The organism is Rhodobacter sp. 4.3.4, assembly GCF_058724655.1.
Genome location: NZ_CM178967.1, coordinates 700,791 through 721,977, shown reverse-complemented (window position 1 = coordinate 721,977; position 21,187 = coordinate 700,791). Strand labels below are relative to the sequence as shown.

General features: G+C 69.3%; 8 protein-coding genes and 2 tRNA genes. 5 read left to right on the top strand and 5 right to left on the bottom strand.

Going from position 1 to position 21,187, the window contains the following annotated elements; genetic code table 11:
• Positions 1-50 precede the first annotated feature (50 nt).
• The 3 genes from AC4PTB_RS03470 to AC4PTB_RS03460 form a co-directional block, all read right to left on the bottom strand.
• On the bottom strand, positions 51-983 hold the full coding sequence (locus tag AC4PTB_RS03470) for a DNA-methyltransferase (protein WP_492191707.1): 933 nt from the start codon (positions 981-983) through the stop codon (positions 51-53).
• A 136-nt stretch (positions 984-1,119) separates the two neighbouring features.
• Positions 1,120-1,950 (bottom strand): EcoRI family type II restriction endonuclease, encoded by an 831-nt coding sequence (locus AC4PTB_RS03465; RefSeq protein ID WP_492191706.1) that lies wholly within the window; start codon positions 1,948-1,950, stop codon positions 1,120-1,122.
• Positions 1,951-2,037: 87 nt separating this feature from the next.
• Positions 2,038-2,415: a hypothetical protein gene (locus AC4PTB_RS03460; RefSeq protein ID WP_492191705.1), complete on the bottom strand. Its 378-nt coding sequence runs from the start codon at positions 2,413-2,415 to the stop codon at positions 2,038-2,040.
• Positions 2,416-2,531: 116 nt separating this feature from the next.
• On the opposite strand from AC4PTB_RS03460, the gene AC4PTB_RS03455 reads away from it, so the two are divergent.
• Positions 2,532-2,608: transfer RNA gene (locus tag AC4PTB_RS03455), tRNA-Arg, on the top strand.
• A 367-nt stretch (positions 2,609-2,975) separates the two neighbouring features.
• On the opposite strand, the gene AC4PTB_RS03450 is transcribed toward AC4PTB_RS03455, so the two are convergent.
• A tRNA-Gly gene (locus tag AC4PTB_RS03450) sits at positions 2,976-3,049 on the bottom strand.
• Positions 3,050-3,262: 213 nt separating this feature from the next.
• Between AC4PTB_RS03450 and AC4PTB_RS03445 the strand changes: the two genes are divergently transcribed.
• Positions 3,263-7,024, top strand: coding sequence for a sensor domain-containing protein (locus AC4PTB_RS03445; RefSeq protein ID WP_492191704.1), 3,762 nt, complete (start codon positions 3,263-3,265; stop codon positions 7,022-7,024).
• Positions 7,025-7,043: 19 nt separating this feature from the next.
• Here AC4PTB_RS03445 and AC4PTB_RS03440 read toward each other — a convergent pair whose 3' ends face one another.
• Complete coding sequence (locus AC4PTB_RS03440; protein WP_492191703.1) at positions 7,044-9,437, bottom strand: methyl-accepting chemotaxis protein; 2,394 nt, start codon at positions 9,435-9,437, stop codon at positions 7,044-7,046.
• Between the two features lie 393 nt (positions 9,438-9,830).
• Between AC4PTB_RS03440 and AC4PTB_RS03435 the strand changes: the two genes are divergently transcribed.
• The 3 genes from AC4PTB_RS03435 to AC4PTB_RS03425 all read left to right on the top strand — a co-directional run bounded on the left by AC4PTB_RS03435 (position 9,831) and on the right by AC4PTB_RS03425 (position 21,185).
• Positions 9,831-12,530 carry a putative bifunctional diguanylate cyclase/phosphodiesterase gene (locus AC4PTB_RS03435; protein ID WP_492191702.1) on the top strand — a complete coding sequence of 900 codons (2,700 nt, stop codon included), beginning with the start codon at positions 9,831-9,833 and terminating at the stop codon, positions 12,528-12,530.
• 263 nt (positions 12,531-12,793) lie between these two features.
• Entirely contained in the window at positions 12,794-19,639 is a 6,846-nt protein-coding gene (locus tag AC4PTB_RS03430; protein ID WP_492191701.1) for a hypothetical protein, read from the top strand.
• A gap of 301 nt (positions 19,640-19,940) precedes the next feature.
• Complete coding sequence (locus AC4PTB_RS03425; RefSeq protein ID WP_492191700.1) at positions 19,941-21,185, top strand: molybdopterin molybdotransferase MoeA; 1,245 nt, start codon at positions 19,941-19,943, stop codon at positions 21,183-21,185.
• Positions 21,186-21,187 lie beyond the last annotated feature (2 nt).

Below are 21,187 nucleotides of genomic sequence, written 5' to 3'. Positions count from 1 at the left end.
TTGTGCGGTAAGATACTGGAAACAGAGGACTTTTTGCCTGCTGACCCCTGCTATTCAGCCGCGCTCACCACGAGCGGCACTTCAACATCGCGGATCACGATGTTCTCAAGCCCGCGCACTATCTCATACTCAGGAACGGTCTTGAGCAGGTCCGAGGGGGCAACCATTTCCAGTTGCTTCGCAAGATACTCGTCGAAGATCGGTGCAGCGTCGAATGAAATGCTGTTGCGGCCTTCCTGAATGGCAACGCGCGTCGTGACGCCGCTGCCAGCGAAGAAGTCAAGAACGGTTGAACCGGGATAGGACAGCGCGCGAACAAGCCTCTCGATCACGACAGCGGGTTTCTGCGTCGGGTGCCCGACACGCTCTTTCGAGTTCCCATTCAGGCGAGGCATCCGCCAGACATTTGTCGGGTTGCGTCCCTTCTCCACAGATTCAGGATTGAGCCGCTTGTCCTTCATGTAGGCTTTCTTCGTTTCCTCGTCGTAAGGTTCGCGAACAGCGTCGAGGTCAAAGAAATACTTGCTCGACTTTGCGAACCAAGCGACTTCCTCATGCCTATTCGCGAAGAAGCGATGCGCGCTCATTCCGTTCGGGTAATTCCAGATGATGAGGTTCGCGAGAAGCATTTTGCTACTCTGCCGAAGATGCGAGATCAGCGAAAGCAAATCGCCCGAACCAGCTTCGTTCTGATACTGCAACCCGCCGAAAATTGCGATGCTGCCGCTCGGTGCCAAGACGCGTTCTGCCTCAGCGAGCCAATTCTTGGCCCAGTCGAGATAGTTCGCATGGCTATCCCAATCGGCCAACTGAATGTTATAGGGCGGATCGCAGACGATGAGTTGAATAGAGTTGTCGGGGATCGCCGCAAGCGTGTCGAGGCAGTCGCTCACACCGACGACATGGCGGGTCTTGCTTGGTACGTCGAAAGTGACTGCCGCCTCAGACGAGTGCTTTTCGCCTGCCTTCTTCAAGGCGTTCATCGCCCTGTGACCCGAGTTCCTGTGTGATCTGTTCGCCATTGCCTGTTGTTCCGTTCATCGCTGTGTTCTTGTCGCAGCGGGGCGAACGTCCATGGCAAGCGCCGAACACCCGCGCCGCCGGTGTCCCCGCACGTTATCAGGTTTGCAAGTCTGCCAACAGCACGTTGATCGAAGTCTTCGCAACGTCGAGCAAGACTTCGGCCATGGCCTTGTCAGACCAAGGATTCGCCTGAAAGTAGAGCGACGCAACTTGAAGCATCTGCGGAATACCTCCCGCATTGACGAAGATGTTCTCACAGTAGTTCTGGTTGATCTCGCGCCCGAGGCTGCTTGCCGTCACCCGGTCGATCCGGTTCAGCATCCCGGCCTTGTGGGAGATAACGATTTCACGGCCATCAGGGGTGGCGATGGTGAATGTCTCAGTCGCGAAGTTGGAGCCTTGGAGGAACACGACATAAGGGAAATGCCGCTCGTCGAGCATGAAGTTCCGAAACTCGACGATGTTCTTGTGGACGCGTTCAATCGCGTTTCCGGCCACCATGAAGTCTTGATCTTTGGCTTTCCCCTGCTTAACGCCCGCGACGATCTTTTCAACGTCATTGCCCTGATGCTTCGACTCCCCGACGAGAATCACGCGCCATTTGCCGTTCTTGTCGAGGACTTCGGTAATTGCCCCATCGGGCTTGATACTGGAGCTATCGACAAACAACGCCTGCCCAAGGCGCGGATCAATGGCTTGGAGCTTTGCGTGGATTTCTGATTTGCTGAGCGAGTTGCGCTGCCGAAACTCAAGGTTCGGATACTCGACAGCCAATTCAGCCAATACGCCCGCCGTCACTTCGCGAATTGAAAGGTCATGCTTCTGCGCTGCTGCGCCGAATATAGTAAGGGGACCGCCACCAAGTTCTTGCTGGACTCCCAAGCGGAGCGCTTGCCCTTTACCCTTGAATTGAACATCTTTTGCCATCGCGCGCCCCTCTTACGAATCTAAGGGGATGCTATCTGCCTTGGTGGCTTGGCGGAAGGCCAGAACAGCAGGCCACGGCCCCACCAGCTATTCAATCGACACTGGCGGCACGATTGCCTTGTTCTGCCGACGCGCGACCAGCGCGGCGCGGTACTCGCGTTGACACTCGACGCAGACGCCATCGTTCGAGTAGCGAACCCGCGTCTGATGCTTTCGGCAGAGCTTGCCATCATATCGCGGTTCACCCGCCTGCCACGCCTTCGCCCGCGCCTCATCCCTCGCGGGATAGGCCGGGATCGAACCGCGCACGGCCACAACGGCAAGGGCGTGACGCGTTATCGGGAACTGACTCGCCACCTCTTGGCAGGCGGCGTCACGGGACAAACCTTCGGCGGCAAGCTGATCGAACAAGGTGAGCGCGTCAGGCCACCAGTCTTCTTCCTCGGTATGTCGATTCCTCGCCATGTCGTCCCTCCGCTCCGCAACTCTGCCATGGGTTGCGCGGGAGGTCGATAGATGATCGGAAACAAGGCTCTATCGGCTTGCCCGAAAGCGGCCCGTCGTTTAAACGTGGACGGTGTGGCCCCTTAGCTCAGCTGGATAGAGCATCTGCCTTCTAAGCAGAATGTCGCACGTTCGAGTCGTGCAGGGGTCGCCAATTGCATCGCAATTGCATAGTGTCAAAACAGGCGACGAAAGCCGCTGATTTTACAAGCGGTTGGGGTCGTAGAACAGTGACCTTCTAAGCAGCGGGTCGGGGGTTCGAGTCCTCCCGGGATCGCCACGCCTCCAAAACCATTTGTTTCGCAAGGGGTATTTCGCGGTTTCACCTACAGATCGGAGCGCTTTGCAGGGGGCCGGTCTTGTTCTGTTCCGATCCCCCGCGCGCGCCGGTTCGCGGATTCGCGGTCCTGCGGATCACTTCCTGGGACAGGTTTTCCGCTGCGCGACGCTTTGGCAAAGCCGGGTCTGACCGGCCCATCGCGGCCTTCCGGGGGATCGATTATCTCGCACTGTCGAAGGAGTGGAGCGGGTGACGGGAATCGAACCCGTGTCTCTAGCTTGGAAGGCTAGGGTCTTACCATTACACAACACCCGCGCTTTGTGCCTCTTACAACCCGCCGTCGCGGCTGGCAAGAGCCGGGACACGGCCGGAGCCTGTGTCAGCCCCGAGGCCGTCCCGGGTTCCGGCCGACCCTCTGCCGCGCTGCCGCGTTAATAAATCGTTAATTTTTCGTTAACCAAATTATGGTCCCTTTCCAGCGAGGGGAAACGTCCCCGCCTCGGCCGAACAGGGCACTGGGGGTCATCTATGCTCACTGCACCGGATTTCGGAAATGCCGCCGGAGAAGCCGCAACCGAGACCTGCGACGGCCCACCGCCGCCGGTGACGGTCGATTTCGACGCCGCGGGCCGGATCGTCGCGCTGGCCGATCCCGCCGGGATGCTGGACCTTGCCGGCCCGATTACGGGCGCGGCGCTGACCGATCTTTTCGCGCCCTCCGACCGCAGGCGCCTTGCGGCCTGGCTCGCCTCGGAGGCGACGGTGACGACGCTGCGCCTTGAGGTTGCGCGCAAAAGCAAGCCCGCCCTGCCCAGCCATGTCACCCTGCTGCGCCCGGGTCCGGCCCAGCCCGGCCGCGCCGTGCTGACCGAGGCGGCAAGCGCCGAGGCGCTCGCCCGCAGCCGGGCCGAACGCGACGAGATCGCCCGCTATCTGGACCAGACCCAGCTTGGCACCTGGGCCTGGAACCTGCAAAGCGGCGCCATCCGGGTCAACGAGCGATGGGCCGCGATCCTCGGCTATCGGCCGACCGATCTGGCCGCCGCCGGTCCCGACACCAATCTCGAGACCAGCATCGACACCTGGCGGCGGCTTTGCCATCCCGATGATCTGTCCCGGGCGCAACAGGAAGTGCAGCGTCACCTGGCCGGCGAGACCCCCTGGTATGACCTCGAGGCGCGGATGCGCCACCGCGACGGCCGCTGGATCTGGGTGCGCGATGTCGGGCGGCTGCAGCTGCGCGACGCGCAGGGGCGGCCGGAATGGATCTATGGCGTGCGCCGCGACATCGACGCGACCAAGGCGCGCGAGGGCCAGCTGGGCCGGGTGCAGGGACTTCTGGAAAAGGCCGGGACGCTGGCGGGCTTTGGCTGCTGGGAACTCGACCTGCGCAGCGAGGAAATCTACTGGTCCGACGAGACCTGCCGGATCCATGGCATGCCCCCCGGCACGGTGCCGCCGCTCGACAGCGCGATCGACTTCTACGCCCCCGAGGCGCGCCCGGTGGTCACCGCCGCGGTGGCGGCGGCGATGCGCGACGGCACCTCCTGGCAGTTCGAGCTGCCGCTGATCCGCGCCGACGGCACCCGGATCTGGGTGCTGTCGCTGGGCGAGGCGCAGTGCGAAGACGGCCAGCCGGTGCGCATCTGCGGCGCCTTCCAGGATATCACCGCCCGCAAGGAAACGGAAAAACGGCTGGCCGAGGCGGCCGAGGCGGCACGGATCGCACGCGACCGGCTGAACACGCTGGCCGACAAGGCCCCCGGGGCGCTGTTCGAACACCGCGAAGACCCCTCGGGCCGGATCGACCTGCCCTATTTCAGCGCCCGGCTGCCCGATCTGCTGGGCGTGCCCCGCGCCGCGATCGAGGCCGATGGCGCCGCCGCTGCCGCCAATATCCACCCCGAGGATGCGCCGATCCTGACCGCGGCGCTGCGCAGCTCACGCGACAGCCTGACGCCGCTTGTCTTCCTCTACCGGCTCGTGCATCCGCAAAAGGGCCTGCGGCGGCTGCAGCTGTCCTCGATGCCGGTGCGCCAGAGCGATGGCGCGGTGATCTGGTATGGCTCGGTGCTGGACGTGACCGAGCAAAGCGCGATGCAGGCGCGGCTGGCCGAAACGCTGGAGGAGCTGCGGCTGGCGCATGCACGGCTCGACACGATCGCGCAGAACGTGCCGGGGGCGCTGTTCGAGATGCAGCGCCTCGGCGATCGCGTCACGTTTCCCTATTTCACCAACAAATTCGCCGAGCTTCTGGGCGTCAGCACCGAGGAGATGCAGGCGGGCGGCCCGGCGGTGTTCCGCAACATCCCGCCCGCGGAAATCGACGCGGTCTTCGACGCCTTCCGGCGCGCGCGCGAGACGCTGGCGCAGGTCGAGGCGCGGCACCGGGTGCTTTTGCCCGACGGCAGCACGCGCTGGATCAATCTCTGGGCCTCGCCCTCGGTGCAGGCCGATGGCCGGGTGCGCTGGTTCGGCAAGGCGCTCGACATCACCGAGAGGTTGACGATGGAAGCCCGGGCCAGCGCCGACGCCGAGGAGATCCGCCAGGCGCATGCGCGCATCGCCTCGATCCTCGACATCGTGCCGGTGGGGCTGTTCGAGTATCGCCGCCACCCCGACGGGCGGGCCGATTTCCCCTATACAAGCGGGCGGTTCAGCGAGCTTGTGGGCCTCGGCCGCGCCGCGATCGACCGGCTCCGCGGCGGCCTGCTGGTGCGGATCATGCCCGAGGACCGCGTGGCGATGGAGGAGATGACGCGACGCAGCGCCGAGAACCTGACGCCCTGGCGGATGCGGTTCCGCTTCCTGCATCCCGAGCGCGGGCAGATCTGGCTGATGGCGGCCTCGCTGCCCGAGGCGAAGCCTGACGGCACGGTGGTCTGGACCGGCGCGCTTTACGACGCCACCCCCGATGTGCTGCGCGAGGCCGAGCTGGAAAGCGCCTATGCGCTGGCGGAACGGATGCGCGGCGAAAACGAGCATCTGGCGCTGCATGACGGGCTGACGCGGCTGCCGAACCGGCGCTATTTCGACCGCCACATCGAGACCCGGCTGCGCGCGGCGGCGGCGGGCGGGCCGCGCGATTGCGTGCTGATCCAGATCGATCTCGATCATTTCAAGCAGATCAACGACACGCTGGGCCACGAGGCGGGCGACCGGGTGCTGCTGCGGGTCGCCGATCTGATGCGCTGCAACCTGCAGGCGGATGATTTCGCCGCCCGGCTTGGCGGCGACGAATTCTGCCTGCTGCTGGCCCCCGGCAGCACCGAGGTGCGGGCCCGCAAGGTGCTTGAGCGGCTGCGCAAGGGGCTGGACGAGCCGTTGCGCTACCGCGGTCATCCCTGCCGGATCAGCGCCTCCTTTGGCGTGGTGATCGCGAAGAACATCACCGATCTGGCCGAGGAATTGCAGCTTTACGCCGATGCGGCGCTTTATCGGGCGAAGGCGGCGGGGCGCAACCGGGTCGAGATCTTCGATCATGCGATGGCCGAGCAGGTGCATCTCGACCGGCTGATGGCGGCACAATTCAGCGCCGCCTTCGAGCGCGACGAATTCGAACCCTGGTTTCAGCCGCAGGTCCGGGCGCAGGATCTGTCCCTGGCCGGGGTCGAGGTTCTGGTGCGCTGGCGCAACCCCGAGCGCGGCCTGCTGACGCCGGACGGCTTTTTGCGGGTGGCACGCGATCTGCGCATCGTCGCAGAGATCGACCGGGTGATGATGGAGAAGACCGCGGCGGTGCTGGAGCGGCTCGAGGCGACGGGGATCGTGCTGCCGCGGATCAGCTTCAACATCTGCACCGGGCGGCTGCGCGATCCGGCCCTGCCCGCGGCGGTGCGCCGGGTCGGGCGCGGCCGGACCCGGGTGGCGCTGGAGCTGCTCGAAACCGGCGACTGGCAGGAGGAGGGGCGCAACCTGCGGGACACACTGACACAGCTGCGCGCCGAGGGGATCGAGATCGAGATCGACGATTTCGGCTCCGGGCAGACCTCGATCCTCGGGCTGATGGAGATCCGGCCCGCGGCGCTGAAGATCGACCGGCGCATCGTGGCGGCGCTGCGCCGCGACACGCATGAGGCCGATCTGGTGCGGCAGATCGTGCAGATCGCCCGCACGCTTGGGGTCGCCACCGTCGCCGAGGGGGTGGAAACCATGGCCCAGGCCGAGACGTTGCGGCTGATGGGCTGCGACATCCTGCAGGGCTATCTGTTCGCACCGCCGCTGGAGGAGCCGGCCTTTCGCGACTATCTGGCCCGGCAACTTGCCCCCGCCCTCGGCGGTCTGGTTTAACGGCGGCGCGACCGCGGCGTCAGGCGGCGCGACCGCGCAGCTCCGGCGGGTCTTCCTTGTCGGTGCGGAACTGCGCCACATTGGCCATCAGCGCATCGGTCTCGATCCGCAGCGCACCAAGCGCGGCATTGGTCTGCTCGAACATCGCGGCATTCTGCTGCGTCACCCGGTCAAGTTCCGTCGTCGCCTTGGAAATCTCGGCAATGCCGACCTCGGTCTCGCCCACGGCCCCGGCGATATGCTCGATCCGGTCCAGCGCCTCGCGGATCGTGCCGACGATCTGCCCCAGCGCCCCCGCGGTCTGATCGACCATCTCGACGCCGAGGCCGACATCCTGCGTCGCCGCGCCGATGATCTGCGCAATCTCGCGCGAGGCCTCGGAGGAGCGCTGCGCCAGCGCCCGTACCTCGGAGGCGACAACGGCAAAGCCGCGCCCGCTTTCGCCCGCCCGTGCCGCCTCGACACCCGCGTTCAGCGCCAGAAGATTGGTCTGGAAGGCGATGTCGTCGATCACCTGCAACACCCCCGCGATGCGTTCGGAGGACTGGCGGATGCTGTCCATCGCCGCCATCGCCTGGGTGGCGATGCCATTGCCGGCCTCGGCGCGGCGCGAAATCTCGCGCATGCGGTCCTTGGCGTCATTGGCGATCCCCGCCATCGAGCCGATCGACCCCGACATCTCCTCCAGCGCCGAGGCGGTCTGTTCCAGCATCGCCGCATTCTGTTCGCTGCGCCGCGCCAGATCATTGGCCGCAGAGCTGAGCTCGCTGCTCGACCCGTCGATCGTCACCGTGGCCGCCTCGATCGCCAGCACCGTCCGGGCGATGCTGTCCTTCGCCGCCCGCACTGACTGCGCCATCTCGCCGAAGACGCCGACAAAGCCGTCGCGGATCCGATAGGTCAGATCCCCCTCGGCCAGGTGACGCAGCGCGGTATTGACCTCGGCGATCCCGGCATCGGTGATCTCGCCGATCCGGTTCAGCCCGGCGCAGATTTGGGCCAGGCTGCCCTCCTTGTCGTCAAGCGGGATCCGGCGCGAGAAATCGCCCTCGGCACAGGCCGTCACCACCGCGGAAATCTCGGCGGCGATCTGCCGGTCGCGCTCGGCCGCAAGCCGCGCCGCCTCGGCCTCGCGCGCCTGCAACGCCTCCTTGCCAGCCCGCGCGGCGGCCTCGCGTTGTGCCTCCGCCTGGCGATGCGCTTCACGGTCTTCCTCGGCCTTGCGGGCGATCTCCCGGCCATCGAGGATGCTGACGCGGAAACCGTCGAGCGCGCGCCCCATCTGCGCGGTCTCGCGCAGGCGCGGCTCCGGCAGGCGCACCTCCAGCTGCCCCCCCGCCATCGTATCGGCGGCCCGCACCAGCGCGCCCACATCCGCCTCGGTCCGCAGCACCGACCGCGCCCCGGTCAGCATCGACACCAGCAGCGCACCGGCGATGATCGCGCCAAAGCCGAGAAAGCCGATCAGCGCCCGCTGCGCCCGGGCCGCTGCCGCCGCCGCAATATGCGTGCCGATCTCGGTCTCGAGCCGTTTCATCGCCTCGATCCGCGCCGTCGCGCTGGCGAAAAAGGCCTCCGCGGTGACGCCACCGGCATCCTGCGTCTGGGGGAAGCGGAAGGCGATCTCGCGCATCCGCGCAAGCTCGACCGAAGCGGGCAGCTCGTTCAGCCGTGTCACCGCCGTCCGGTCCTCCTCGGTGGCGAAAGCGACGAAGAACTGCAGCGCCTGATCCTGCTGCGCCACCAGCGCACGCATCTTCAGCAGCGCCGCCGTGTCGAAGACGCCCTCCCGGAATGCCACAGCGCCCTGCGCGCGTTCCTGTCCCGCACGTTCCTTCGCCATCATGAAGGCGGCATAGGAGGTGATCCGGGCATTGACCTGCGCATCGGCGCTGGCACCGGCCACCACCTCGACCAGCTGCAGCACATCGTCATTCATTTCAGAGTAATACTCGTTCGCCTCCGGCGCGGGGATCGTGCGGGCATCGACCGCACTGCGCAAATCGGCGCTTTTTTCGAAATCGCCGCGCAGCTCCTCGATCAGCGCCGCCACCTGCGGCGGCAGCCGGTCCAGTCCGATCGCATCTGACCGGGCGATCAGCGCCGCCCGCGCGGCGTCGGTCTGCGCCCGCTGGGCGGTCAGCTTGTCGGGCACCGCCGTTTCCTGGCCGTTCAGATACAGGCTCGTCAAATCGCGTTCGAGCTGCTGGTCATGCGCCACCGACGCCGCCGTCTCGGCCACCAGCATCAGCCGCTGCACCTGCCGGGCATCCTCAAGCGCCGCCCAGCGTTCCACGATCAGGAAGCCCCCGAAGAGCAGCGCCAGAACGGCAGGCAGGCCCAGCGTCATCACCATCACGCGCCGCAGGGAGTTCCGGGGCAGCGAGGTCCGGGGCAGAGTTTTTTCCGACATCTGAACGCATCCACTTGCAACCTTGGCGAGTATGCGGGGCGTTTGCTAACGTTTCGCGAAACCTGCCCCGCCGCATCGCCCCGCAAGGCCGAAAAAGCAGCCTTTCTTTGTTAAAATGCGACACACAGCGGCCGGAAGGGGCATGTCCAGAAGTTTTTCCGCACATCTTTTGCGCGATCACCGCCCCCGTCGCAAACTGGCAAGTTGACAGATGGTCGCGGTTCCCGATTCATGTCGGAACAAAGGTATCGATCCGACTCGCTTTTCACGACGCCCGAGGAGCGTCCCTCCATGCATTGGCAGCCCCCTTCATCCCCCGCAGCGGATCCGGCGCCCCCCTGGTCGCCTGTCGTCGGGTCGCGTCCGAAGATCCCGGAGACGGTCAACAACCCCATGGCCGAGATCGAGATGCGCCTGAGCGCGCTGGAAGCGGCGCTGGCGCAGCCCGCGGCGGAGGACCCTGCGGCGGCGCAGGCCGAGCTGCGCGCGGCGCTCGACCGGCTGCGGGTAAGCTGCGCGGAACAGGCGGCGGCGCTGGAGCTTGCGCTGCACCACCCGGCCGGGCAGATGCAAAGGCCGGGGCAATTGCTGCGCCGGCTGCCGGTGCCGGTGCTGCAGCTGACCCATGCGCTGCGCGTCGTCGATGCGAATGCGGCGGCGCGGGCGCTGCTGGGCGATGGCGGCACTGTCGAGCGTTCGGGCGTGTTGCGGGCGGTGCTGTCGCGCAGTCAGGCGCGGGCCCTGACCCAGGCGCTGGATGCGGCCTTCCTGCCGCCCGACACTGCCACGGCGGTGCCCCCCACGGCGGCGCCCCCGGTGACGCTGCGGCTGCGGATCGGACGGGCCGAGGGGCCGCGGCACAGCTTTCACGCCCATGTCGTCGCCGCGCCCGACGCGCTCGGGGGCGAGCCTGCGACCTGGTGGCTGGTGTTGCTGCCGATCGATACCGGGACTTCGGCTGGCAATCCCGAATTGCTGCGCCTGCTGATCGAGAGCACGATCGACCCGGTGGCGCTGACCGATACCGAGGGCCGGGTGGTGATCGCCAACAAGGCCTATGCCCAACCCTTTGGCCGCATTCCCGCCGAGATCGAGGGGCGGCGGCGGTCGCAGTTCATGGACGAGAAGCTGGCCCGGCATCTGAACACGCTGGAGGCCGGGGTGATCGCGCGGCGCACGGCGCTGATCATCGAAGACTCGGTGCTGCGCCCGACCCGGGCCCAGGATGGCCAGCCCGGCACGCCGCGCCCGGCGCATCTGCTGACCGAGCGCCGCCCGATCTTCGACGACGACGGCGCGGTGATCGGCGTCTTTACCCGCGCCCGCGACATCACCGAGGAATTGCGCACCCGCGAGGTGGAACGGCTGGCGGACCGGGTGTTCGAGCAATCCTCGGATGCGATCGTGATCACCGATCCGGAGCTGCGGGTGCTGCGGGTCAATCCGGCGTTCGAACGGATGAGCGGCATCGCCCTTGGGACGAATGCCGGGCTGCGGCTGGATGCGCTGGTGACGCCGCGCACCGGCTCGCGCTGGATCATCGCCGGGATGTCCGAGACCGACACCTGGCTGCGCCAGGTTCTTGCGCGCGCCGAGGGCTCCTGGCAGGGCGAGGTGGCGCTGCACAGCCAGGATGACCGCCAGCTGACCTGCTGGGCGCGGATCACCCGGCTGACCGATGCGGCGGGCACCAATCTGGGCCATGTGGCGATGCTGGCCGATCTGACGCTTTTGCGCCAGACCCAGGCCGACAACCAGCGCATGGCGCAGTTCGACCAGCTGACCGGCCTTGCCAACCGCCGCCTGCTGGCCGAGCGGATCGACGACTGGATCGGCTTCGCCTCGCGCGCGGGGCAAAGTTTCGCGCTGATGTATCTGGATCTGAACAAGTTCAAGTCGGTGAACGACTCGCTTGGCCACGAGACCGGCGATCTGCTTTTGACGGTGATCGCCGACCGGCTGCGCGCGGCGCTGACCGAGGGCGAGCTGGCGGCGCGGATCGGCGGCGACGAATTCGTGGTGCTGATCGGCAATGCCGACGAGGCGGCGGCGCAGCGCCGCGCGGGCGCCTTGCTTGAGCATCTGGCGCGGCCGCTCGATCTGCCGGGGCTGCACAATTACCGCCCCTCGGCCTCGGCGGGGATCGCCTGCTACGGCCGCCATGGCGACAGCCGCGACGCGCTGTTGCGTAATTCCGATCTGGCGATGTATGCGGCGAAATCGGACCGCCGGGCGGTGATGGTCTACGAGCCCTCGATGGGGGCCGAGGCGCTGCGCGAGCTGGAAACCCGGGTGGCGCTGGTCAGCGCGCTGGAAAACGACGAATTCGAACTGCATTTCCAGCCGATCTTCGCGCTCGATGACCGGCGCCCGCGCGGCTGTGAGGCGCTGGTGCGCTGGAACCGGCCCGGGCATGGGCTGGTGATGCCGGGGGCGTTCCTGCCGGTGGCCGCCAAGGCCGGGCTGATGCCCGCGATCGACCGCATGGTGCTGCGCCGGGCGGTGGCGGTGCAGGCGCGCTGGCGCCGGGCGGGGCTGGTCCATGCCGACTGGACGCTGTCGATCAACCAGACCGCCTCCAGCCTTGCGGCGCAGGACTGGGCCGAGGTGCTCGAGGCGGCGCTGGTGCGGGTGGGCTGGAAGACCTCGGACGATGTTGCCCCGCCCTTCGGGCTGCAGATCGAACTGACCGAGGATCAGCTGGCCGTCGACATTCCCGGCGCGATGGAGGCGTTGCAACGGCTGCGCCGGATGGGGATCGCGCTGGCGATCGACGATTTCGGCACCGGCTATTCCAGCCTGACCTATCTGCGCCGGATGCCGGTGACGACGCTGAAGATCGACGCCAGTTTCGTGCGCGGCATCGAAGCCGATGGCGACGCCCGCCAGATCGTCGAGGCGATCATCGGTCTGGCGAAGAAATTCGGCTTTGTCGCTCTGGCCGAGGGGATCGAATCCGAGGCCGCGCTGCAGACGCTGATCGCGCTGGGCTGCGATTACGGCCAGGGCTATCTGTTCGAACGGCCGCTGTCGCAATCCGCCTTCGAGGCGCGGTTCTTCGGCTGCGGCCAGGCGCCGCAGGCGCAGCCCTGACCACGGCGGGCAGGCGCCGCGCGCCGCTGCGCAAAGGCCGGTTTCGGCCTGCGGGTTCAGGAGGTCGCGGGGGTCTGCCGCGCCCCGCCGGTCGCGGCGCGACGATCGGCCGGGCCGCGTTTTCCGCCCGGGCGTCAACGTAAGCGCATCGAATTTAAGGATTCTTTCACCCCCCTGCCCGATGATCGGTGCGCGGCATCCCAGAACGGCGGTGCCAAAAACAGATCCGGGCCTGCAGGGGCCCCTTTAGGGTGAGTGGCAGAATGTCCCTTCTCAGCACGATGACGACGGCCGAAATCGCAGCGCTGTCGACCTCGGTCATGTCCGGTCTGACGACGGGCGATATCATTGGCATCAGCCCGGAACAGATGCGCGCCCTTGGCGCGGAGCAGATCCAGGCCCTCTCGACCGGCTTCGTCTCGGGGCTGACGCCGCTGCAGCTGCAGATGCTGACCACCGACCAGGTCGCCGCGCTGCTGTTTCCGCAGATCGCGGTGCTGAACACTGTCGCCTTGCGCGGCCTTTCGACCGAGGCGATCGTCGCGCTGACCACCGAACAGGCAGCGGCGCTGACCTCGGCGCAGATCGCGGCGCTCTCGACGCAGCAGATCAGCGCCTTTGAAACCGCCGATCTGGCGATGCTTGGCGCGGAGGCGCTGCGGGGGCTGAGCGCGACGCAGATGCGGGCGCTGAGCACGCAGCAGGTCGCGGCGCTGACCCTTGATCAGCTCAATGTGCTGACCGCGACGGCGGCGGCGGCGATCAGCTCGGCGCAGCTTTCGGCGTTGGGCACGGCGCAGGTCGCCGCACTGAGCGAGGCGGCGGTGGCCGCGCTGGGCACGGCGGCGCTGCGCGGGCTGGCGCCGGAGGATGTGGCGGCGCTGAGCGTCAATGCCGCGGCGGCCTTGACCGCGGCGCAGATCGCGGCGCTGAGCCCCGAGCAGCTGGCCGCTTTCGAAACCGTCGATTTCGCGCATCTGAGCACCGCGGCGCTGGCCGGGCTTGGCTCGGCGCAGATCCGCAGCCTGTCCACCGACAAGCTGGCGGCGCTGACGAGCGAACAGATGGCCGGGCTCACCGGCGGCATGATCCAGGCTTTGGGCACCGATCAGATCGGCGCTTTCTCGACGGCGCAGCTCCGGGCGCTGGGCAGCCGGGCGGCGACGGCTCTGACCTCGGCGCAGCTGGCAGCCCTCTCCCCCGAGCAGATCGGCGCCTTTTCCGGCGCGGCCTTTGCGGCGATCGGCACCGCCGCGCTGAAGGGGCTGTCGACCGAGGACATGGCGAGCCTGAGCACGATCGAACTGGCGGCGCTGACCGGGGCGCAGATGACGGCGCTGAGCACCGCGCAGCTGGCGACGCTGGGCACGGCGCAGATCGCCGCGCTGTCCGAAGACGCTGCCGGGGCGCTCAGCTCGGCGCAGATCGACGCCTTGTCCACCGCGCAGATCGCGGCTTTGGGCAGTGACGCCTTTGCGGCGCTGGGCACGGCGGCGTTGCAGGCGCTGACCCCCGAGGACATCGTGGCGCTGACCGGGCCGCAGCTGGCCGCGATGACCGAGATGCAGGTGGCGGCGCTGAGCACCGAACAGATCGCGGCGCTGGAGGTCGCGGATTTCGCCCGGCTCTCGGGCGAGGCGGCGGCCGGGCTTGGCGCGGCGCAGATCGCGGCGCTGCACGAGGCGCATCTGGCGGCGATGGGCACGGCGATCATGGCGGGGCTGGGCAGTGCCGCGGTTGCGGGCTTCGGCACGGCGCAGCTTGCCGCGCTCGGCACGGCGCAGCTGGCGGCGATCAGCGGCACCGGCGCGGCGGGTTTGAGTTCGGCGCAGCTGGCGGCGCTTGAAACCGGGCAGATCGCGGCTCTGGCCACGGCGGCGGTGGCGGGACTGTCGACGGCGGGGCTGCGCGGGCTTGCGGCCGAGGATATCGCGGCGCTGACCACGGCGCAGGCGCGGGCGCTGAAAGCGACGCAGCTCGCGGCGCTGACGACGGCACAGATCGCCGCCTTTGAAACCGCGGACATTGCGGCGCTTGGCTCGGCCGCGCTGGCCGGGCTGGGCTCGGCGCAGGCGCGGGCGCTGAGCACGGCGCAGATCGCGACGCTGGGCACGGCGCAGATCGCGGGGCTGGGCAGCGCGGCGGTTTCGGGGCTGAGCACGGCACAGATCGGCAAGCTGAGCACGGCGCAGATCGGCGCGCTCTCCAGCCTTGCGGTGGCCGGGCTCAGCTCGGCGCAGGCGGCGGCGCTGGGCACGGCGCAGATCGCGGCGCTGGCCCCGACGACGGTGGCGGCGCTGGGCACGGCGGCGATCCGCGGTCTGGGCACCGATGACATCGTGGCACTGACCACGGCGCAGGCGGCGCGTCTGGGCTCGGCGCAGCTCGGCGCGCTCAGCAGCACGCAGATCGCAGCCCTTGAGGCGGCCGATCTGGCGCAGATCAGCGCGACGGCGCTATCCGGGCTGGGGTCGGCCACGATTGCCGGGCTGTCCACCGCGCAAATCGCCGGGCTCTCGACGCAGCAGATTGCCGGGCTGGGCAGCACCGCCCTCCCGGGCCTGAGCGCGACGCAGATCGGCACCCTCAGCACGGCGCAGATCCGCGCGCTTTCCAGCACGGCGATGCGCGGCCTCACCTCCGAACAGATGGCGGCGCTGAGCACGCAGCAGATCGCGGCGCTGAACACGGCCGGCCTGACGGCGCTCAGTGCCAATGCGATCAAGGGCCTTGGCACCGATGACATCGTGGCGCTGACCACGGCGCAGGCGGCGGCGCTGGGCTCGACGCAGCTTCTGGCGCTGTCGAGCACGCAGGTGGCGGCGCTCGAAACCGCCGATCTGATGCGCCTGGGCGCCGAGGCGCTGGCGGGCTTCGGCGCGACCCAGATCAAGGGGCTGTCGACGCGGCAGATCGCGGCCCTGCAGGCCGATCAGGTCGCCGCCCTGTCGCAGGAGGCGGTGACCGCGCTGAGCACGACGCAGCTGGCCGGCCTTGGCACCGATCAGGTCGCGGCGCTGGCCAGTGGCGCGGTCGGCGGGCTTGGCTCGGCGCAGATCGCGGCGCTGAACACGGCGCAGATCGCGGCGATCGCCACCGACAGTTTCGCCGCGCTGGCCAGTGCCGCGCTGAAGGGGCTTGCGACCGGCGACATCGTCGCGCTGACCGGCGATCAGATGGCGGCGATGACCTCGCAACAGCTGGCGGCGCTGAGCACCGAGCAGCTGGCGGCGATCGAGGTCGAGGATCTGACCCGGCTTTCGACGGCGGCGCTGGCCGGGCTCGGCTCGGCGCAGATCAAATGCCTGAGCGGCGCGCAGATCGGCGTGCTGGGCCCCGATCTGATCGCCAGCCTGTCCGGCGCGGCGATTGCCGGGCTGACCACCGGCCAGATCGCCGGGCTGAGCGTCGATCAGATCGCGGCGCTGTCGAGCGCTGTCGCCGGGGCGCTGAGTTCGGCGCAGATCGCGGCGCTGAACACGACGCAGATCGCGGCTTTCGGCACGGCGGCGATTGCGACGCTGGGCACGGCGGCGCTCAGGGGGCTGAGCGGCGCGGCGGTGGCGGCGCTCAGCGGCGCTCAGGTCGGCGCGATGACCGCGACGCAGGTCGCAGCGCTGAGTTCGCAGCAGATCGCGGCGCTGGAGACGGGCGATCTGGCGCGGCTGAGCACCACCGCGATGACCGGGCTGGGCTCCAGTCAGGTCAAGGGCCTGAGCCTGACGCAGATGGCGGCGCTGGGCACCGAACAGGTGGCCTGCCTGAGCAGCACGGCGCTGGGCGCGCTCTCGACGGCGCAGGTGGCGGCGCTGGCGGGCGATCAGCTGGCGGCGCTTTCGGCGGGTGGCGGGGCCGGGCTGAGCTCGGCGCAGATCGCCGCGCTTTCCACCGCGCAGATCGCCGCGCTGTCGACGGCGGCGCTGGCGGCGCTGAGCAGCTCGGCGCTGGCGGGCCTTGGCACGAATGACATCGTCGCGCTGACCGCCGAGGCGGCGGCGGCGCTGGTGTCGCGCCAGATCGCCGCCCTGACGACGACGCAGATCGCCGCCTTCCAGACCGAGGATCTGGCGCAGCTGAGCACCACCGCGATCCGGGGCCTGACCTCGGCACAGGCGCGCGCGCTGTCGACGGCGCAACTGGCCTGCCTTTCGACCGATCAGGTCACCGCGCTCAGCAGTGACGCGCTGTCGGGGCTGAGCACGGCGCAGATCGCCAGCCTCTCGCTGGAACAACTGGGGGCACTCTCGGCCACGGCTGCGCGGGGCCTGAGCGCGGCGCAGCTGACGGCGCTGGGCACGGCGCAGGTGGCGGCGCTGGGCACGGCGGCGATCGGCGGGCTGAGCACCGCCGCGCTGGCCGGGCTGGGCACCAACGACATCGCCGCGCTGGGCGGCGAGGCGGTGGCGGCGCTGACCTCGGGCCAGATCGCGGCGCTGAGCACGGCGCAGATCCGCGCCATCGAAACCGCGGATCTGAGCCAGCTTGGCACGCTGGCGTTGCAGGGGCTCGGCTCGGATCAGATCGTCGGGCTGAGCACGGCGCAGATCGCGGCGCTGAGCCTTGCGCAGGTGGCGCGGCTGAGCACGGCGGCGGTTCTTGGCCTGAGCACGGCGCAGCTGGCGGGGTTCTCGGTCGAGCAGATCGGCGCGTTTTCGGCCACCGCGGCCCGGACGCTGAGCGCGACGCAGGTGGCGGGCTTCGACACGGCGCAGATCGCGGCGCTGGGCACGGCGGCGGTGGCGGCGCTGTCAACGGCGGCGCTCGCGGGGCTGGGCACGGCGGATATCGCGGCGCTGAACGATGCGGCGGTGGCGGCCTTGACCTCGGGGCAGCTGGCGGCCCTGACCTCAGGCCAGATCGGCGCGCTCGAGATCGATGATCTCGGCCGGCTTTCCACCGCGGCGATGGCGGGTTTTGGCGCGACGCAGGTGGCGGGGCTGAGCACGGCGCAGATCGTCGCGCTGGGGGCGGCGCGGATCGGGCAGCTGGGCACGGCGGCGATCGCGGCCCTTTCCACCGGGCAGATCGCGGCGCTCTCGACCGCTCAGGCGGGGGCAATTTCCGGCGGTGCAGCCCGCGGCTTCAGCGCCGCGCAGGTGGCCGCTTTCACCACCGGGCAAATCGCGGCGCTGAGCACGGCGGCGGTGGCGGCGCTGGGCACGGCGGCGCTGGCAGGTCTGGCGTCCGAGGATATCGTGGCGCTGACCACGGCGCAGGCGGCACGGCTGACCTCGGCGCAGATCGGCGCGCTCACCACGCGGCAGCTCGCCGCCTTCGAGACCGAGGATCTGGCGCAGATCGCCCCCTCGTCGCTGCAGGCGCTGGGCTCGGCGCAGCTGGCCGCGCTCTCGACGCGGCAGGTGGCGGCGCTGTCGACCGGGGCGATCAGCGCGCTGAGCCCGACCGCGCTGAAGGGTCTTGGTACGGAGGATATCGTCGCCCTGACCACGGCACAGGCGGCGCGGCTGAGCGCGGCACAGATTGCGGCGCTGGGCACAGCCCAGATTGCGGCGCTGGAAACCGCTGATATTGCACAGCTTTCGGTCTCGGCCATGGCGGGGTTCGGGACTGCGCTGATGCCAAGCCTTGGCACGGCGCAGATCCGCGCCCTGAGCACGGCGCAGATCGCGGCGCTGTCGAGCGCGGCGATTGCGGGGCTGACGACGCGGCAGATCGCAGCGCTGAGCACGGCGCAGGTCGCGGCGCTGTCGGGCGCGGCGGTCGCGGCGCTGGGATCGGCGCAGCTGGCGGCTTTCGGCACCGCACAGATCGAAGCGCTGAGCAGCACGGTCATTCCGATGCTGAGCACGGCGGCACTGCGCGGGATGGAAACCGCCGATGTCGCCGCCCTGACCGGGGCGCAGGTGGCGCGACTCGGCTCGGCGCAGATCCAGGCGCTTTCGGCGGCGCAGATCGCCGCCCTTGACGCCGCGGATGTGGCGCAGCTGGCCCCCGCGGCGATGGCGGGGATCGGCGCGGTGCAGATGGCGGCCTTTGGCAGCGGGCAGATCGCGGCGCTGACCGAAACGCAGGTGGCGCGGCTGGGATCGGCGGCGATCGCGGGGCTTGGCGTGCCGCAGATCGGGGCGCTGACGACGGCGCAGATCGGCGCCATCACCGCCGCCGCGGCCGCCGCTTTCGGCTCGGCGCAGCTTGCGGCCTTCGGGACAGGGCAGATCGCGGCGCTGGGCACTGGCGCGGTGGCGGGCCTGACCACGGCGGCGCTGCGCGGCCTGTCGACGGCGCAGATCGCGGCCCTGACCACGGCGCAGACGCCGGGGCTCAGCTCGACGCAGATCGCCGCGCTGACCACGGCACAGATCGCGGCCTTCGAGACCCAGGATCTGGCGCGGCTCTCGGCGACGACCGTTGGCGGTCTTGGCTCGGCGCAGCTCGCCAGCCTGCGCACCGCCCAGATCGCCGCGCTTTCCGCGACGCAGATCGCCCGGCTGACCGCCACGGCGCTCACCGGCCTGACCACGGCGCAGGCGGCAGCGCTCTCGACCGATCAGGTGCGCGGGATCTCGGCCACGGCGATCCGCGCGCTTGGCTCGACGCAGATCGCCGCGCTCTCGAGCGACCAGATCGCCGCGATCGGCACCGCGGCGCTGGCGGGTCTGTCGACCACGGCGCTGCGCGGGCTTGGCACCGAGGATGTGCGCGCACTGACCACGGCACAGGCTGCAAGCCTGACGCTGAGCCAGGTGGCGTCGCTGACCACGGCGCAGGTGCGGGCACTGGAGGCGCAGGATCTTGCCCGGATCAGCGCCGCGGCGATCGTCGGGCTTGGCACGGCACAGATCGGCAGCCTGGCCAGCGCCCAGGCGGCGGCGCTGATGACCGCGCAGGTCGCCAGCCTGACCACGGCGCAGATCCAGGCGCTGAGCACCGGCGCCATCGCGGCGCTGTCGACGGCGGCGATCCGCGGCCTGCGCACGACACAGATGGGCGGCTTGCGCACGGCGCAGATCGCGGCCTTCACCCTCGATCAGATCGCCGCGCTGGAAACCGCCGACATCCGGGCGCTGACCGGAGCGCAGGTGGCCGCCTTCACCGAGACGCAGCGCGACGCGATGACGGCGGCGCAGATCGCGGCCCTGTCGCTTTGAACAGCGGCCCCGGCGCCAGAAAATTGTCGCGACCCCTGCGGCACGGCCCGTGCCGCGATGGCGGCGGTGACGCGCAACCGGGCCTCGGCCGCGAGGCCCGGTTGCCAAAGCGAGGAGACGGAAATATCGCAAGCGGAGCCGGTTGACCTTCCGCCGCGCGGGTCCGATGCTCGCGCCGGGCCGCGGCGCGAAGCCCCCGCTTCCGATCCCGCCGCGGACCCCGACCGGGATGGTTTCCACCCCGCTTTTTCCGGCCCGCCGCCCGCAGGCGGCGGCCGGTCCGACACGAAAGGAACGGCAGATGCCCGCAAGCGATCACCCGGCATCCGCGATGCTCGACCTCGATTCCGCCCGCCGTCTGGCCTGCGGTCTGGTCGCGCCGATCGGCGAAAGCGAAAGCCTCGATCTGGCGCAGGCGGCGGGACGGACCGCGGCCAGCAGCCTGCGCGCCGAGATCGCCCTGCCCGGCGCTGCCCGCGCAGCAATGGACGGTTTTGCCCTGCGCACCGCCGATCTGGCCGCCGCTCTGACGCTGCCCGTCGCGGGCACGGTCGCGGCCGGGATGCAGGCGCCCCCCCTGCCCGCGGGCGCCGCGCTGCGGATCTTCACCGGGGCGCAGATCCCCGCCGGGGCCGATGCCGTCGTGCCGGTCGAAGAGGTGACAGAGACCGGGACCGCCGTGCAGCTGACCGCCGCCCCCGCGCCGGGATCGCATATCCGCGCCGTGGGCTCGGAACAGCCCGCGGGCGGGCTTTTGCTGCGCCGCGGCACCCGTCTGCGGGCGCATCACATCGGTCTTCTGGCTTCGAATGGCGTGACCCGGGTCGAGGTCGTGCGCCGTCCGCGGCTGGCGATCCTGTCGACCGGCGACGAGCTGCACCGCCCCGAGGCCGAGGGATCGGCGCGGGACATGATGCCCGATGTGAACCGGCCGATGCTGATCGCGCTGGCGCAGGGCGCGGGCGCCGAGGTCGAGGATCACGGCATCCTGCCCGACGAGGCCGGGGCGACCGTAGCGAAATTCGCCAGCCTGCAGGGGCGCTATGATCTGATCGTGACCACGGGCGCGGTGTCGATGGGCGGGCGCGATCACCTGCGCCCGGCGCTGATCGCGGCGGGCGGGCAGATCGACGGCTGGAAAGTGGCGCTCAAACCCGGCAAGCCGGTGATGTTCGGCCGTCTGGGCGCTGCCGCGGTGACCGGCCTGCCGGGCAATCCGTTCTCGGCCCTGGTCGGCTTCACGCTGTTCGTTTCGGCGCAGATCGCCCGGCTGAAGGGGGCGGTTCCGGCGCCGCTGTTCCATTGCGCCGGACGGGCCGGGTTCGACTGGACGCGCAAACCGGGCCGGGCCGAGGTCTTCCCGATCCGGCTGGGCAACCGGGAAATCGACGGCCTGCCGGTGGTGCAGCGTCTGGGCGAGGGCGCCTCGGCCACGCTTTTCCCGCTCGCCGAAGCCGATGGTCTGGGCTTCGTGTCGGCGGAAACCACCCGGGTCAGCGTCGGCACGCCGATCTCCTGGCAACCTTTCGAGGCCGGAACCCGCTGATC

Coding starts and splice junctions, on each gene's coding strand:
- AC4PTB_RS03435 (WP_492191702.1), top strand. CDS start 9,831: ATGGCCGAGATCGAGATGCGCCTGAGCGCGCTGGAAGCGGCGCTGGCG.
- AC4PTB_RS03425 (WP_492191700.1), top strand. CDS start 19,941: ATGCCCGCAAGCGATCACCCGGCATCCGCGATGCTCGACCTCGATTCC.
- AC4PTB_RS03470 (WP_492191707.1), bottom strand. CDS start 983: ATGAACGCCTTGAAGAAGGCAGGCGAAAAGCACTCGTCTGAGGCGGCA.
- AC4PTB_RS03430 (WP_492191701.1), top strand. CDS start 12,794: ATGTCCCTTCTCAGCACGATGACGACGGCCGAAATCGCAGCGCTGTCG.
- AC4PTB_RS03445 (WP_492191704.1), top strand. CDS start 3,263: ATGCTCACTGCACCGGATTTCGGAAATGCCGCCGGAGAAGCCGCAACC.
- AC4PTB_RS03465 (WP_492191706.1), bottom strand. CDS start 1,950: ATGGCAAAAGATGTTCAATTCAAGGGTAAAGGGCAAGCGCTCCGCTTG.
- AC4PTB_RS03460 (WP_492191705.1), bottom strand. CDS start 2,415: ATGGCGAGGAATCGACATACCGAGGAAGAAGACTGGTGGCCTGACGCG.
- AC4PTB_RS03440 (WP_492191703.1), bottom strand. CDS start 9,437: ATGTCGGAAAAAACTCTGCCCCGGACCTCGCTGCCCCGGAACTCCCTG.